Consider the following 15,759-nt stretch of genomic DNA (forward strand, 5'->3'; position numbering starts at 1 on the left):
ATGGGAGTCACTATCGCCGACGTGGCCGCGCATGCCGGGGTCAGCAAGACGACGGTCTCGCGGGTGCTGAACGCCAAGGGCGAGCTCAACGAGAACACCGTCCTGAAGGTCCGCCAGGCGATCTCGGAGCTCGGCTATGTGCCGAGCGCCGGGGCAGTGGGGCTCGCACGCGGCACGACCCAGATGATCGGCATGCTGGTCCCTGACATGGCCTGGGCCTGGGCCGGCATCGTGCAGGCGGTGGTCGAGACGCTGGAGACCGAGGGCTTCGGACTGCGCATGCTGACCGTGAACCGAGGTGAGGAGTCACTGCGAAGGCTGGGCTTGCAGGTCGCTGCCAAGTCGTTCGACGGTCTGCTGGTGATAGAGCCCGAGGGGGCCCTGGGAGCCATCACGGAACTGCACGAAGCCGGACTGCCGGTGGTGCTGATCGACGACCGCTTCCAGCGGCCGGGATTCCCGTACGTGGCCACCACCAACCGGGAGGGCGGTGAGCAGGCGGCGCGCCACCTGCTGGACCTCGGCCGCCGCCGTCCTCTGGTGGTGACCGGTCCTGAGGCGTACGGCTGTACTCAGGAACGGCTGGGCGGCTTCGTCGACGTCTATGCGCAGGCGGGGATCGAGCTCGACCAACGCCGCATCATTGACGGAGACTTCCTCTTCGACAGCAGCCGGAGCGCGGTCGCACGAGCTCTCGCGGACGGCGTGGAGTTCGACGCGGTCTTCGGACACAACGACCCCTCGGCGGCCGGCGTGCTCACGGCCTTGCACGAGGCCGGCCTGCGGATTCCGCAGGACGTCGCCGTGGTGGGGTTCGATGACATCGAGCTGGCGTCGTACACCTATCCGGCACTGACCACCATCCGCCAGCCGATGCGGGAAATGGGCGAGGCGGCGGCCCGTCTGCTGCTCGACCACGTGCGCAGATCGCCGGAGGCCGCCCCCTCGCGCATCATTCCCACCAGCCTCGTGATCCGTGGCTCGACGTTGGAGCCGAACTCGAACTGACGTGGAGTCATCGCGACGCGCACATGATGGCGCCTCGCAGCCGGGCGGTGCGTTGCCGGCGGCGCACCGCCCCCTGTCTCATTGAATCCTCGTCGAGCTACTCAGGTCTCGCCTCTCACGAACCCTGGCGGCTGCACCCGCGTTCACGCGGCACCGCCCACATGCACCCTTCCGCCCGTGCGTTCCCGATCCGGGACACCGAACGATGCGCCTGGCACACCTCGCCCGGCCGCTACCCACTTCGCGTCGGACGCTCCCGGCGCGACCCGCGACCGACCGCCGTACGGCGCTGCCACCGCAGACGGTCTCCCCTCGTGTGCTGACTCATCCGGGCACCCGCCCGCCCTCACCCTTCGCCCCCCCGCGCCTGTATCGCCCAACGGCAAGGAGCCGCATCATGCGCATCACCACCCGTCACACCGTCAGGACCGTCCAGACCCTGTGCCTCGCCGTCACGGCCGCCCTGGTGGCCACCGGCTGTGGCCGGAGCGAGGATTCCGGCCCCGGCAAGGACGCGCCCGCCGAGATCGGCGCGGGCAAGGCCAAGGGGACCGTGGTCATGTGGTCCATGGGCGACCCCGACGAAAACCTGAAGTCCCTGGCCAAGAAGTTCGAGCAGGAGAACCCGGACGCCGACGTCAAGATCACCGCGGTCCCGTGGAGCGCCGCCCACGACAAGCTGACCACCTCGATCGCCGGCGGCAACACCCCGGACATGTCCGTGGTCGGAACCACCTGGATGGCCGAGATGGCCGCCATGAACGGCTTCCAGGCCACCCCGGCGTCGATCAGGTCGTCGGACTTCTACCCCGGCCAGTGGGACACCACCAAGTACAAGGACACCTCCTACGGCGTCCCGTTCATCGCCGACACCCAAGCGATCTACTACCGGACCGACATCACCACGAAGGCCGGTATCAAGGGCGCCCTGGCCGGCGACCGGGCCGGATACCTGAAGGACCTCAAGGCCATTCAGGCAACCGCCGGCAAGGAGAACCCCAAGTTGAGCCGTGCCAGCGGGCTGGTGATGGGCTTCAACTCCTGGATCTTCTGGGTGCCGATGGTCTGGCAGCAGGGCGGTGACATCTACGACGCCGAGACCGGGAAGTTCACCTTCGACTCGCCCGAGGTCGCCAAGGCGCTGGAGTACTACGCGAGTGTCCCGAAGCAGGGCCTGGCGCCGACCGACAGGGCGGACAACGTGCAGGGCTTCCGGGACGGGCTGATCGCCGTCTACCAGGAGGGCGCGTGGGCCGGCGGCAGCTTCCACAAGGACGCCCCGGAGCTGGACGGCAAGTGGAAGACCATGCCGGTGCCCTACTCCGAGCAGCCCGCCGGGTTCGCCGGCGGCAGCGACCTGGCGGTGTTCAAGGAAGCCAAGAACCCCGACGCCGCATGGAAGTTCGCCCGGTTCCTGACCGAGCCCGCCAACCTCGCGACCTACGCCAAGGCCACCGGCAGTCTGCCCGCTTCGCCCGGCGCGTGGTCGGAGGGGAATCTGAGCGCGGACGAGAACATGAAGGCGTTCGACGAGCAGCTCAAGGTCAGCAAGGCGCCGCCCGCCATCACGACCTGGCAGCAGATCGCCGACGCCATCGACTCCGAACTGGAGAAGCTGATCCTCGGCAAGGCCACCGTCGCCGAGGTGCAGAAGACGCTGCAGTCCAAGGCCACCGGCATCGGCACCGGCCGCTGAGCGCCACCGCAATGAGCACCCCTCGTACGGACGGATGACATCCATGTCCACGAAAACGCTCCCCGGGCGGGACGCCATCAGCAAGCAGGGCACCAAGGGGCCGGAGCGGAGCGCCGATCGCCGGCACTCCCCGCTGCGGAGCACGGCGCACGGCAGGCAGGCCCGGGCCGCCTGGGCCCTCGCCGCCCCGTTCCTCGCGCTGTTCGCGGCCTTCATGCTGCTGCCGGTGGTCTGGTCGCTGCTGATGAGCCTGACCGACACCCGGAGCGCCGACCTGCGCACGCCGCTGAACGTGTCGTTCACCGGCCTCGACAACTACGTACGGCTCTTCCAGGACGAGCAGTTCTTCACGGCCCTGCGCAACACGGCCGTGTTCGTCCTGGTGGCCCTGCCTCTGACGCTGGCCGCCGGGCTCGCCGCGGCGGTCGCCCTCGACCGCGGTATCCGCCGCTTCCGGGCCGTCTTCCGGGTCGGCTTCTACCTGCCGGTGATCACCAGCATCGTGGCCGTCGCCGTGGTGTGGAAGACGCTCCTCGAACCTCGCGCGGGACTGGTGAACCTCGTCCTGGGCTGGTTCGGGATCGACGGCCCGGCCTGGCTGGCGGACACCCGCTTCGCTCTTCCCGTCATGATCGTGATGGCGATGTGGCGCAACCTCGGCACCGTCATGATCATCATGCTGGCGGGGCTGCAGTCCGTGCCCCAGTCCCTGATGGAGGCGGCCGAACTCGATGGCGCCGGGCCCTGGCAGCGGTTCTGGCGTGTCACCTTCCCGCTCCTGCGTCCTGCCCTGCTGCTGACCGCCGTCACCACCGGCATCGGCTACCTGCAGTTCTTCGACGAACCGTTCGTGATGACCGGCGGCGGACCGCTGGACTCCACCCTGTCGGCCACGTTGTACGCCTACAAACAGTTCGGCAACGGCAATTACGAGATGGCGTCGGCCGCCAGCTACGTCGTCTTCGTCCTCATCGTGGCGCTGACCGTGCTGCAGTTCCGCGTGCTGCGAGACAAGGACTGACGACCCATGAGCACCCTCTCCACTCTCCCAACGCCGCACCCGGGCACGGACCGCGTGCTGAGGCGCCGCCGCATCCGCCAGACCTGGGGCCGACCCTGGCTGTATCTGCCGCTCGCCGGTGCCCTGCTGCTGATGATCGCGCCGTTCCTGTGGATGCTCTCCGGCTCCTTCAAACCCGAGGCCGACATCCGCAGAGTACCGCCGGTCCTGATACCCACGGCGCCCACAACGGCCAACTACGGTGAGCTGTTCAGCTCGCTCGACTTCACGAGCATGTTCGCCAACTCCGTGATCGTGGCCCTCGCCGTCACCGCGGGCAACCTGATCTTCTGCTCGATGCTCGGATACGCCCTGGCCAAGCTGGAGTTCCGCGGCCGGCGCGCCGTTTTCCTGCTGGTCATGGGGACACTCATGATCCCCGGCCTGGTCACCTTCGTCCCCCTCTACGTGCTGGTGTCCAACATGCAGCTGACCGGCTCCCTGCTCGGGCTGATCCTGCCGTTCCTGGCCGGACCCTTCGGGGTGTTCCTGATGCGGCAGTTCATCTCCACCCTGCCCGACGAACTCATCGACGCCGCCCGCGTCGACGGCTGCCGCGAACTGGCCATCTTCGCGAAGATCATCCTGCCGCTGACCAAGCCGGCCCTCGCCACCCTCGGGATCATCACCTTCCTCGGTTCCTGGAACAACTTCCTGTGGCCGCTGGTGGTGGCCCAGAACGAGAGCCAGTACACCCTCCCCGTCGGGCTCGCGCTGGCCAGCAGCGGACAGTCCTTCACCGTCTTCGGCATCCTGCTCGCCGGCGCCGTCGTCGTCCTGCTGCCGGTGATGATCGTCTTCCTCCTCTTCCAACGCCAGTTCGTGGCCGGCATCGCCACCACCGGCCTGAAGTGACACCCCGGCTCCCACCCCGCCGCCCTGTGCGCCACCGGCCCCGCCCGATGCGGCGGGCAGCAGGCGCGCGAGCCCCGCCGCGGCAGGTGAACGCGTCCTTGCGACGAAACGCACGCCGTCGCCAACCAACTCTCTGACCTGTGTCGACTCATCCTTGGAGACCAAAGTGGGACAGCCGGTCCGCCCTGCCGCGTACCTGGATCCGGAAGCATCCGTGGAAGCAAGGATCGAGGACTTGCTGTCCCGGATGACCCTGCCGGAAAAGGTCGGGCAGTTGCTGATGCTCGACGCACAACACGGGGACCTGACGGACATCGTGTCGGCCAAGCTCGCCGGATCGGTCCTGCACGTGTCACCCACGCTGATGCCTCAGGCAATGGAACTGGCCCGGCGGACGCGGCTCGGCATTCCGCTGCTGACAGCCGACGACGGCATCCACGGCCACTCGTTCTGGCCGGGCGCGACCATCTTCCCGACCCAGCTGGCCATGGCCTGCACCTGGGACCCCGCTCTGCTCCGTCGGGTCGCCCGTGTCGCCGCGATCGAGATCGCGGCGACCGGAATCCACGGGACGTTCTCCCCGGTGCTGTGCATCACCCGCGACCTGCGCTGGGGCCGGATCAACGAGACATTCGGCGAGGACCCGTTCCTGATCGGTGAACTCGGGGCGGCGATGGTGCGCGGCTATCAGGGTGAGGGCCTCAGCGACCCGACCGCCGTGCTGGCGTACGCCAAGCACTTCGCGGGCTACTCCGAGACCCTCGGCGGGCGCGACGCGAGCGAAGCCGATCTCAGCCCGCGCAAGCTGCGCTCGTGGTTCCTGCCCCCGTTCGAGCAGGCGGCTCGGGCCGGCTGCCGCGCCTTCATGCTCGGCTACCAGTCGATCGACGGCGTGCCCATCACCGCGAACAAGTGGCTGATCAACGATGTACTCAAGGGCGAGTGGGGCTTCACGGGCACGCTGGTGACCGACTGGGACAACGTCGGCCGGATGGTCTACGACCAGCGGACCTGCGCCGACCACGCCGAGGCGGCGGCTGTCGCCGTCAACGCCGGCAACGACCTCATCATGGCCACACCCGCGTTCTTCGAGGGCGCCCAGGAGGCGGTCGCCCGCGGCCTGACCGAAGAGAAACAGATCGATGACGCGGTACGGCGGGTTCTGCGGCTGAAGTTCGAGCTCGGACTCTTCGAGGACCCCCGCACTCCCGACCCCGAGCGGCAGGCGCAGGTGATCGGCTCCCGCGCACACGCCGACCTCAACCTGGAGACCGCCCGACGCTCCCTGGTGCTGCTGCGCAACGAAGGGATCCTGCCCCTGGAAGGCGGGCTGACCGCGGACGGAGCCGGCCGATCCGCGAGCCAGGGCGCACCGCGGACGATCGCGGTGATCGGCCCCAACGCCGACAGCACGGAAGCCATGCTCGGCGACTGGGCGGGCGCCACCGGCCAGGTCCCCTGGATGCCCGAAGGACATCCCCGCGAGTCGGTGGAGACCGTGCTCGACGGCCTTCGCGCCGTCGCACCCGCCGACTGGACCATCACGTACGCCCGCGGAGCCGACATCGCAAGCCCCGCCTCCGACTCCGAGTGGTCCCTCGGGCCCGACGGCCAACCACAGCCGCCCGCTTTCACCCCCGCCCCGGTCGACCAGGCACAACTTCGGGAGGCCACCGCCGCCGCACAGGCCGCCGACTACGCCGTCGTGGTCGTGGGGGACACCATCGACCTCACCGGCGAGGTGCGCTCCACCGCCACACTCGACCTCCAAGGCGGCCAGATCGCTCTGCTGGACGCGGTCGCCGCCACCGGCACACCGATGATCGTCGTACTCGTTCAATCCAAGCCGAGCACCCTCCCGGACTCGGCCCTGGACGCGGCAGCACTCATCGAGGCGTTCAACCCGGGCATGCGCGGTGGCCGCGCCGTCGCCGAACTGCTCCTCGGACTCATCGAACCCAGTGGCCGGCTCCCGGTCTCCTTCGCCCGCCACGTCGGACAGCAACCGGTCTTCTACAACCAGGTGCGAGGCCAGCACGGGAACCGCTACGCGGATCTCACCCAGGACCCCCTGTTCGCGTTCGGCGAGGGCCTCACCTACACCACCGTCACCTACTCCGACCTGGTCGTGCACGACCCGGACGTCACCGCTGACGGCACCGTCGACGCCACGGTACGACTCACCAACAGCGGCAGCCGCCCGGCCCTGGAAACGGTCCAGGCGTACATCAGCGACCTGACCACCAGCGTCACCTGGGCCGAGCAGGAGCTGAAGGGTTTCACCCAGGTCGAAATCCCGCCCGGCGAAAGCCTGGACGTCCGCATCGGCATCCCGGCCGCGCAGTGCTCACTCGTCACAGCCGACAACCGCCGAGTGGTCGAACCAGGTGAGTTCGCACTCCGCGTCGGCCCCAACTCACGACGGGAGCAGCAACTGAGCGCAGAATTCCGCGTCCGGACCTGAAGGCCGTACACGGATCTGAAGCCCGTATCCGGTGAGCCCGCATTCAGGCTCGAAGACCCCCGCCCCGCCGGCCTGCCGCCCCGCCGAACCGAGGGCCGGCGGGGCGGGCACCGTCTGACATACCGAAAGGCACACGTGTGTCCACCCCACCTCGCGACCCACACCGCCCCGTGGCGCACCTGCGCCCGCCCCACAACTGGATCAACGATCCCAACGGGCTGGTCTTCCACGACGGCCACTACCACGTGTGCCACCAGTACAACCCGTACGGAGCGACCCACGCGAACCTGCACTGGGGCCACTTCCGCAGCCCCGACCTGCTGACCTGGGAGCCCCTGCAGATCGCCCTCGCCCCGACCCCCGATGGCGTGGACACCGACGGCTGCTTCTCCGGCAACGCCGTCTCCGACGGCGACCGTGTCGTCGCCTTCTATTCCGCGCACCGCGAGGACCGCTCGTTCCAGCACCAGCCGGTCACCTGCGCCGTCTCCCGCGACGGCGGCAGAAGCTTCAGCCCACGGGGCGAACTGCTCATCCCCGAGCTGCCCGAGGACTGCACCATGTACCGCGACCCGTACGTCTGGCAGGACGGCGACGGCTGGCGGATGCTGGTCGGCGCCGCCCTCGCGGACGGCCGCGCCGCCGCCCTCCTGTACGAGTCACCCGACTTGGAGACCTGGACCTACCGGGGGCCCTTCGCGGCCCGCCGTCCGGAGCCCGTCGGCGGCACCGGCTCACCTACCGGGGAAGGCTGGGAATGCCCCCAGTACCTCCCGGCAACCGACGGACGCGGCGCCCTCATCGTCAGCACATGGACCGAACCCACAGGCCCGCAGAGCGTCGCAGCCCTGATCGGTGACGAGCACGACGGCCACTTCAGGGCCGGCCCGGCGGTACCCGCCGACCACGGCCCCGACTGCTACGCACCCGCCCTCCTGCGTGCACCCGGCAACCGGTGGCTGCTGTGGGGCTGGTCATGGGAAGCCCGCGACGAGGCCTGGGCGGTCGCGGACGGGTGGGCCGGCGTCCTCACCCTGCCCCGCGAGATCCATGTCGACGGCGACGGCACACTGCGCCAGCAGCCCGCCACCGAACTGCTCGCCCTGCGCGGCAGACACCTCATCCACGCCGCAGGCCAGACGCACGGCCCACGGCCGGTGGACCTCGGCAGCGTGGGGCACGCGTTCGATCTGACGGCACGTCTGGAGCCGACCAGAGGCGCCGGTCTGCGGCTGCTCACCACCCCCGACGGCTCCGAGTACCTCGACATCCGCCTCGATGCCGACGCAGGCGAACTGGTCGTCGACCGTGACCATGCCTCACTGGACCCCCGGGCCCACGGTGGCTCCTACCGGATGCCCTGCCCAGCCGACCAGCCCGTCGGCCTGCGCGTGGTCGTCGACCACTCCATCGCCGAAATCTTCCTGACCACCACCGGCCAGGTGCTCACGCTGCGCTGCTACCCGACGGGACAGGGCCCGTGGCGACTCCAGGCCCGCACCGCCACACCGGGTACCCGCCTCGGTTACGCGATCGACGCGTGGGAGCTGCACCCGCTCGTGATCAAGGAGCCGAGCACCGGTGCCACGGAGCCGGCGCCGGTGTCGCCGTAGAGCCGACTTCATCCGGTCGGTCCCCCCACCTCGGCCTGGTCTCCCACCCCGCCTCAAAAGTACTGATCAAGCAGGTCCGAAGGAGGATCTTCCATGAGCTCGTACGGTCTCGGACGACGCCAGTTCCTGGCCACCGCCGTTGGTGTCGCCGCCGCCTGGACCCAGGTCTCCGGGCATGCCATCGCCGCCCCGCGGCCGAAGAAAGCCGCACCTGGCAACTCCGTGCAGGTTTGGCTGACAGACGTATCGGCCGACAAGTGGGTTGCCGGCCAGAGCGATGTGCTGTTCACGACCGAGAAAGCGGCCAATCCGCTGACGATCAAGATCGACGACAGCGTCAAGTATCAAAAGATCCAGGGTTTCGGGGCGGCCATGACCGACTCCTCCGCCTGGCTCATCGACAAGCTGTCCAATACCGAGCGGGCCAAGCTGATGAAGAAGCTATTTGACCCCTCGAAGGGCATCGGCCTCAGCCTGCTGCGCTCTCCGATGGGCGCCACGGATTTCAACGCCTCCGGGAACTACTCCTACAACGACATGCCGGCGGGGCAGACGGATCCGAAGCTGTCCGACTTCTCCATCCAGCACGACGAGTCGTACATCATTCCGGCACTGCGGCAGGCTCTCTCGCTCAACCCGTCCCTCAAGGTCATGGCCAATCCGTGGAGCCCACCAGGCTGGATGAAGACCTCCGACTCCATGGTAGGAGGCACTCTCAAGAGCGAGTACACGTCCGCGCTGGCCGACTACTTCGTGAAGTTCATCCAGGCCTACGGTGAGGCCGGCGTGCCCATCTCCTACATCTCGCCGCAGAACGAACCGATGGGCACTCCCTCCTGGCCCGGCATGTTCCTGTCCGCCTACCAGGAGTCCGACTTGATTCAGGAGATCGGCAAGGCGTTCGAGGACAACGGAATCTCCACCAAGATCCTGGCCTGGGACCACAACTGGGATGTGCCCTCGTATCCCGAGACAGTTTTCAGCGACCCCGCTGCCTCCAAGTACACCGCGGGAACCGGATGGCACATCTACAGCGGCAATCCGACCTCCCAGACTCTGGTCCACAACGACTATCCGAGCAAAGAGACCTACATCACGGAAGCCACTGGAGGTGTCTGGCAGGACAGCAAGCAGACAGCGTTCGGTGAGGCTCTTGGTACCTGGATCATCAAGGGCGTGCGCAATTATGCGAACGGGGTGATGCTGTGGAACATCGCACTCGACCCCGATCTGGGTCCGCTCAACAGCGACACCGGCGGTATACCCATGTGCCGGGGCCTGCTCACGATCGATCCCGCCGACGGGCGGGTGTCCTACAACGTGGACTACTACGCCCTCGCTCACGCCAGCAGGTTCGTCAGGCCTGGAGCACGTCGGATCTACTCGAACATCTTCGGGGACGGGAGCATGGAGAACGTCGCGTTCCAGAACCCGGACGGATCGAAGGTCCTGATCGCGTACAACTCGGGAAGCGCCACGAAAACCTTCAGCGTGGCCGACGGGACGCAATCGTTCGACTACACCCTCGACGCCGGCGACGCCGTCACCTTCACGTACTCCGGGCCTGCGCAGAGCGGCCGCACCCCTGCGGCGACCAAGGTCTCGGACCCGACCCACGACTTTACGTTCAAGTCGCCATCCGGCCCGGTCACCGTCACGTACGATCCGGCACTCCTGCCTTACCAAAATTCGATCCGCACCGGAAACAAGCTGCTCACGTACTCCCTTCCGGTCGGCGCTTCCATCCAGACGACAGGAAGGGCGCTGAGCCGCGGCAAGTGGACCGCCACGGCTTCGGCGCAGCCGGATTGGGGGGTGGCCGCGAACGCGATCGACGGTGACATCAACACCAGATGGAGTCTCGGGCACGGGACGACGAGCGGCGACTGGTTCCAGATCGATCTGGGGAGTCCTACGAACTTCGACAAGATCGTGCTCGACACCGGCGTGAACAACTCGTTCGACTACGTCCCCAAGTACCAGATATACGTGTCGAACGACGGTGCCGATTGGGGCAGCGCGATCGCCGGCGGCAGCGGAGGCATAGGAAAGGTGGCCGTCACTCTGCCCACCCGGACGGCGCGGTACATTCGCGTCGTCAGCACCGCGGCATCCGGTTTCTGGTGGGCCATCGGCGACATCGAGGTGTACGGCTCTTCGCGTGGAACCGGTTCGGTCACAGCTCCGACAGCGGTGTCGAACGGCCTCCAGCTGAAAACCTGGAGCAGCAAGGAAGGGGCCCAGGTCACCGTAGTGTTCAACGGAACCTCCGGAAGCAAGAGTTTCAAGATGTCCAGCGACGGCTCGTACGCCTATACGCTGCCGAGCGGGACCTCGGCGATGTTCACCACCCAGAAGCTGTCCGGCTTCCCGACGCCGGTCTTCAGCAGTCTGGCTCCGGAACACGGCATGCCGCGCTCCAAGTTCACGATTCGCGGTACTGGTTTCGGCGACGCGCAAGGGCTGGGCACGGTGTATTTCGGAACAAGCTATGCCGAAATAGACAGCTGGTCTGACACGAGCATCAGCGCTTACGTTCCGAAAGGGCTTCCGTCGGGGAAGGTCACGGTTTCCGTGAAGGGAACGAGCGGAGTGGACGCAGGTCGATCTTCGTTCGAGGTCACGGATCTGGGTCCTGCGCTGCCGCGGACGGGGTGGACCGCAAAGGCTTCGGATGCAAGCCAGTGGGATGCGCCCGGAAACATGCTGGATGGAAACGCCGACACTCGGTACAGCTCCGGAACAGGGCAGTACGACGGTCTCTGGATCCAAGTGGACATGGGGCAGACGCGGACTTTCGACAAGATCGTGCTGGATGTCGGCGGCAGTTTCAGCGACTATGCGCGAAGCGCAGACGTCCACGTATCTGCGGATGGAACCGACTGGACCAAGGTTTCTTCGGTAGCGGACGGCCAACGAGTCCACCTGGTCTCCTTCCCGACGCAGACAGCTCGCTACATCAAGGTCGTCAATACCGGCAATGTGGCGCGTAGCTGGTGGTCAGTCGCAGAATTCAACGTCTACAGCTGATCATGGCCGGGCCAGCTCCAACTCGGCTGTTCCATCGCGTGATTGCCTCGCGCACGTGTACGGCAACGCGGGTGACCGGGCTGAGCCGCAGCGCGCCGGTATCCGACGGGCATGACGGACGCGGAGTGGGCTGAGGTCCGGCCGTCACTGCCCGTGCCCGGCTGGCTGGCTGGCTGCGCGGTCGGGGCGGGCAGCCGGAGGCGTATTGCCACCGGGCGATGCTGGACGCGATCCGCTACCTCGCCGCCAACGGGATCAAGTGGCGGGCCATGCCCGCCACGCCCTCTTCCGGCTCATGAACTCGCCGCTGGGCAGGGCAGGGCTGTGCTGTCCACGCCCGCCCAGGGCGCCGCACCCCTGCTGCACATGGCCACCGTCGCCGACCCGCTGGCGGTCAACGGCGCCTGCTTCAACCGCCTCACGCCCGAGAACCCCGCCCCGGGGCAAGCCCGTGACCCCGAGCCGGCCCGGCAGCTGTGGGACCGCTCCGCCCAACTCACAGGTCCACAGCCCTCTCCCTCCACCTCCGGATGAACCTTCCGGGCCGGGCCTGTCCCAGCCGGACACCCAGCTCCTCAGATCGGAGTCCTTCCATGACCACTCCTGACCTCAGCGCCGTTCCGGCACCCCTGGTGCAGGGCGAGCCCCATGAAATGGCCGACGGCGTCTTCGTGATCCCCGACCAGCGCAAGCCGGCCGTCCCCAACATCGGCATCGTCCTCGGCGACCGCGCCGCCCTCGTGATCGACACCTGCATGGGCCCCGCAACGGTGCCTACGTCCTTGACCAGGCCAAGCGCCTGGCAGGCGACCGTCACCCGTATCTGACCATCACTCACTGCCACCCCGAGCACGGATTCGGCGCCCAGGCGTTCCGTGGCTCGGCCACGATCGTCCACGACCGCAGGCAGCACCGCGAGCTTCAGCGCGAGGGCGCCGCCGACCTGGTCATGTTCAAGGGCTTCGCCGAGAGCATCGCCGCCGAACTGGCGGACGTCGAGTTCGTGGACCCGGACATCGCGTACGACGGTGAACTGCACCTCGACCTCGGGGGGCGCATCGCGGTGCTGCGCGAATGGGGCCCGGCGCACACCCACGGGGACCAGACCGTGCTCGTCGACGACAGTGTGCTCTTCAGCGGCGATCTGGCGGTGACACGCATGTTCCCGATCGTGCCCTACATGATGCACGGCCCCCACGACACGGACGCGGACGGCAACCACTGGATCGAGGTCTTCGACCAGCTGCTCGACCTCGCCCCGCGCACGGTCCTGCCCGGGCACGGCGAGGTCACCGACGTGAGTGTCCTGCGCCAGGACCGCGACTTCCTCGCCCACATCCGCGACCGCGTAGCGCAACTGAAGACCGCCGGCCTCCCCTTCGAGGAGGTCGCCGCACAGCTCGGCCTAGAGGCCGGTGCCCGCTGGAGGACCTGGGAGCGGGGAGAGTTCACCGGGGCCACCGTCCTCGCCTTCCACGGCAGCCCCGAGCCTTCCGCCTGATCGCCGGCCAGACGATCAGCCGCTCCGCTGGATGCGGCAGACAGCGAGCTTGAGGCCGGACGGGCTCACGTCAGGGCCTGGAGCGCGTACATCCCGCCGACGGTGGTGGCGAGAATGCCGAGCAGGAGCCGCAGCACGGTCTCGGGCAGACGGGGCTGAAGCCGGGCCCCGACGTAGCCGCCGACCAGGCCGCCCACCCCGCAGGCCAGCCCCAGCCACCAGTCGGGAACGACGTCCCCGAAGCTGAGCAAGGACAGGAGCGCATAGGCGGCGGCACCGACGACGGAGGTGGCGAACGTCGCCGCGAGGGCCGCCGGCGCCACCCGGGTCATAGGCAGGCCGCGGGCGGCAAGGACCGGCCCGAGGAGGGAGCCGCCGCCGATGCCATAGATGCCACCGATCACGCCCACCCCGAGAGCCAGGGCAGTGAGCGCGGCCGGAGACGGCTCCGCCGCGACGTCCGGCCGATGGCGGGCCGGGGAGAGGGTACGGACGCACAGCCACAAGCCGAGCGGCAGCAGCAGTACGGCGATCAGGAACCGGAAGACGCCGGGACCAGGGAGAGCGAAGATGCGGATCGCGGCTCCGAGGACGACGCCGGGCAGGGTGCCGACGACCAGGCGCCGGGCCAGGCCGCCGCGCAGAGCGCCGTCGTGGCGGTACCGCCACAGGGCGCCCGGCCCGGCCACCACATTGAACAGCAGATTCGTCGGCGTAATCGCCGGACTCGGCACACCGAAGACGCTCAGGTGGACCGGAAGGAGGAACACCGCGCCGGACACCCCTACCGGCGCGGTCACCACCGCGATCAGCAGCCCCGCGGCCAGACCCGCCCACACCGTCCACTCCACGCTGCTTCCCACCCTCCCGTCGCTGCCCGGCCAGTATCAGCGGAGCGAGCGAGCCAACGGCGAGTTGATGTTCACGAGCAGCAGGAGCATCCAGGACGGCAGCCGCACCCGTCTTCGTCCGCGCCGGCCCCCGGCGCCGCGCTGCTCGCCGCGGCGGGCGCGCAGCAGCCTTTGCCCTGCCAGGCGTCGCGGCCTTCCTTGATGGCGATGGCGGCGATGGCGAGGCCGGCTATCGGGTCGGCCCAGGTCCAGCCGAGGGTGGCGTTGAGGACCAGGCCGACGAGGAGAACGGCGGAGAGGTACGTGCACAGCAGGGTCTGTTTGGAGTCCGCGACCGCGGAGGCGGAGCCGAGCTCACGGCCGGCCCTGCGCTGGGCGGCGGACAGGAACGGCATGACCGCGAGGGAGAGTGCGGCCAGGACGATGCCGGTGATCGAGCGGTCGGCCTCGCCGGTGCCGGCCAGCGCGCGGATCGCGTCGACGCTCACGTAGGCGGCCAGGGCGAAGAAGGAGAGGGCGATGATCCGCAGGGTGGTCGTCTCCCGGGACTCACGGACCGCGTGCTCGCGGGCGGAGAACTGCCAGGCGACCGCGGCCGCGGAGGAGACCTCGATGACGGAGTCCAGTCCGAAGCCGATCAGCGCGGTGGAGGAGGCAACGGTCCCCGCGGTCAGCGCGACGACGGCCTCGACGACGTTGTAGGTGATCGTCGCCGCCACCAGCAGCCGTATGCGGCTCGCCAGCTGTTCGCGGCGGGCCGGGGTGGGCCCCAGGGATATGGACACCATCAGCAGCAGCCCTCCGTGGCGGCGTCGGGGCAGGTCTTGTCCGTCTCCACCGCCACGACCGCGGCGAGCAGGTGGTCGAGCGCGTGGCCGAGGCGTTCGTCGGCGAGTTCGTAGCGGGTGCGCCGCCCGTCCGGGACGGTCACGGCCAGGCCGCAGTCCCGTAGGCAGGCCAGGTGGTTCGACAGTCGGGTGCGGGAGACGCCGAACGCGTCGGCGAGGTCGGCCGGGTAGGCCGGCGCCTGGCGCAGGGCGAGCAGGATCCGGCAGCGGATCGGGTCGGCGAGCGCGCGGCCGAAGCGGGCCAGCACGTCGATGTCGGAGGCAACGGTCAACACGACCACGACAGTACAGGGAATCCTGAATTCACAGAACCATGGACGTCGACCTGCGCCGGCAGTCGTGCTTGCGCAGATCCGATCTGGAGCACACGTCTCGGATGATCAAGCAGACGCTGGGCTGGACCCGCCCGAAGCTCCGCACACCCGAAGCCGCGGACCGGTGGACGAGGCTGGTCGTCGCCGCCCACGCCCGAATCCGCCCTCGCCCGGCCGCTGACCGCGGACCTCCGCCGCCCTTGGAGAAGCCCGCCGAGCCCGGCCGGCTCACCCTCGCACGGGTCCGCCGGGCTTCAGGAACCTCCGCCCGCACCACGCCTGTCCGGCCCGCGGACCCAAACCATCACGGCCAGGGCCGGCACGGCCCGCCGGCTCCAAGGACTGCCGCCCCGCCACCAGCTACGACGTGGGCAAAACGGTCAGGCGGCCCGAGACCATCGCCGAACATGACCGGGTCGGACCCGATGTGCGTGGCGGACGGTCTCCGACGGAGAGTGAGTGGGAGGCACTGACTCGTCCGAGGCATCGTGGTGCAGTTGTCGATCTGCCAGAACACGG

13 protein-coding genes and 1 pseudogene are annotated in these 15,759 nt (G+C 68.6%); 11 read left to right on the forward strand and 3 right to left on the reverse strand.

Annotated features, from left to right (window positions below):
• The 10 genes from ACZ6BB_RS21055 to ACZ6BB_RS21100 all read left to right on the forward strand — a co-directional run bounded on the left by ACZ6BB_RS21055 (position 1) and on the right by ACZ6BB_RS21100 (position 13,227).
• Positions 1-1,008 (forward strand): LacI family DNA-binding transcriptional regulator, encoded by a 1,008-nt coding sequence (locus ACZ6BB_RS21055; protein ID WP_471616674.1) that lies wholly within the window; start codon positions 1-3, stop codon positions 1,006-1,008.
• 397 nt (positions 1,009-1,405) lie between these two features.
• Positions 1,406-2,704 (forward strand): extracellular solute-binding protein, encoded by a 1,299-nt coding sequence (locus ACZ6BB_RS21060; protein ID WP_471616675.1) that lies wholly within the window; start codon positions 1,406-1,408, stop codon positions 2,702-2,704.
• Between the two features lie 34 nt (positions 2,705-2,738).
• Positions 2,739-3,725 (forward strand): carbohydrate ABC transporter permease, encoded by a 987-nt coding sequence (locus ACZ6BB_RS21065; protein WP_471616676.1) that lies wholly within the window; start codon positions 2,739-2,741, stop codon positions 3,723-3,725.
• Between the two features lie 6 nt (positions 3,726-3,731).
• Positions 3,732-4,619 carry a carbohydrate ABC transporter permease gene (locus ACZ6BB_RS21070; protein WP_471616677.1) on the forward strand — a complete coding sequence of 296 codons (888 nt, stop codon included), beginning with the start codon at positions 3,732-3,734 and terminating at the stop codon, positions 4,617-4,619.
• Between the two features lie 247 nt (positions 4,620-4,866).
• The gene (locus ACZ6BB_RS21075) at positions 4,867-7,083 is read left to right on the forward strand and encodes a glycoside hydrolase family 3 N-terminal domain-containing protein (protein ID WP_471616678.1); all 2,217 of its coding nucleotides are present in this window, start codon (positions 4,867-4,869) and stop codon (positions 7,081-7,083) included.
• A 137-nt stretch (positions 7,084-7,220) separates the two neighbouring features.
• A complete protein-coding gene (locus ACZ6BB_RS21080) occupies positions 7,221-8,696 on the forward strand; it encodes a glycoside hydrolase family 32 protein (RefSeq protein ID WP_471616679.1) in 1,476 nt (491 codons plus the stop codon).
• A 93-nt stretch (positions 8,697-8,789) separates the two neighbouring features.
• Positions 8,790-11,726 carry a discoidin domain-containing protein gene (locus ACZ6BB_RS21085; RefSeq protein ID WP_471616680.1) on the forward strand — a complete coding sequence of 979 codons (2,937 nt, stop codon included), beginning with the start codon at positions 8,790-8,792 and terminating at the stop codon, positions 11,724-11,726.
• A gap of 324 nt (positions 11,727-12,050) precedes the next feature.
• Positions 12,051-12,260: a hypothetical protein gene (locus ACZ6BB_RS21090; RefSeq protein WP_471616681.1), complete on the forward strand. Its 210-nt coding sequence runs from the start codon at positions 12,051-12,053 to the stop codon at positions 12,258-12,260.
• A gap of 59 nt (positions 12,261-12,319) precedes the next feature.
• Positions 12,320-12,553: a hypothetical protein gene (locus ACZ6BB_RS21095; RefSeq protein ID WP_471616682.1), complete on the forward strand. Its 234-nt coding sequence runs from the start codon at positions 12,320-12,322 to the stop codon at positions 12,551-12,553.
• Positions 12,554-12,555: 2 nt separating this feature from the next.
• Positions 12,556-13,227, forward strand: a complete 672-nt coding sequence (locus ACZ6BB_RS21100) for an MBL fold metallo-hydrolase (RefSeq protein ID WP_471617001.1) — start codon at positions 12,556-12,558, stop codon at positions 13,225-13,227.
• 65 nt (positions 13,228-13,292) lie between these two features.
• Here the strand turns inward: ACZ6BB_RS21100 and ACZ6BB_RS21105 are convergent, their stop codons facing one another.
• The 3 genes from ACZ6BB_RS21105 to ACZ6BB_RS21115 all read right to left on the reverse strand — a co-directional run bounded on the left by ACZ6BB_RS21105 (position 13,293) and on the right by ACZ6BB_RS21115 (position 15,201).
• Complete coding sequence (locus ACZ6BB_RS21105; RefSeq protein ID WP_471616683.1) at positions 13,293-14,078, reverse strand: TSUP family transporter; 786 nt, start codon at positions 14,076-14,078, stop codon at positions 13,293-13,295.
• A gap of 71 nt (positions 14,079-14,149) precedes the next feature.
• On the reverse strand, positions 14,150-14,866 hold the full coding sequence (locus ACZ6BB_RS21110) for a cation efflux transmembrane domain-containing protein (protein WP_471616684.1): 717 nt from the start codon (positions 14,864-14,866) through the stop codon (positions 14,150-14,152).
• A complete protein-coding gene (locus tag ACZ6BB_RS21115) occupies positions 14,866-15,201 on the reverse strand; it encodes an ArsR/SmtB family transcription factor (RefSeq protein WP_471616685.1) in 336 nt (111 codons plus the stop codon). The genes ACZ6BB_RS21110 and ACZ6BB_RS21115 overlap by 1 nt, the downstream gene beginning before the upstream one ends.
• A gap of 41 nt (positions 15,202-15,242) precedes the next feature.
• Here ACZ6BB_RS21115 and ACZ6BB_RS21120 point away from each other — a divergent pair.
• Positions 15,243-15,661, forward strand: a pseudogene (locus ACZ6BB_RS21120) (NF041680 family putative transposase); the annotation flags it as partial.
• Between the last annotated feature and the right edge of the window lie 98 nt (positions 15,662-15,759).

Source organism: Streptomyces sp. NPDC041108 (assembly GCF_055592645.1).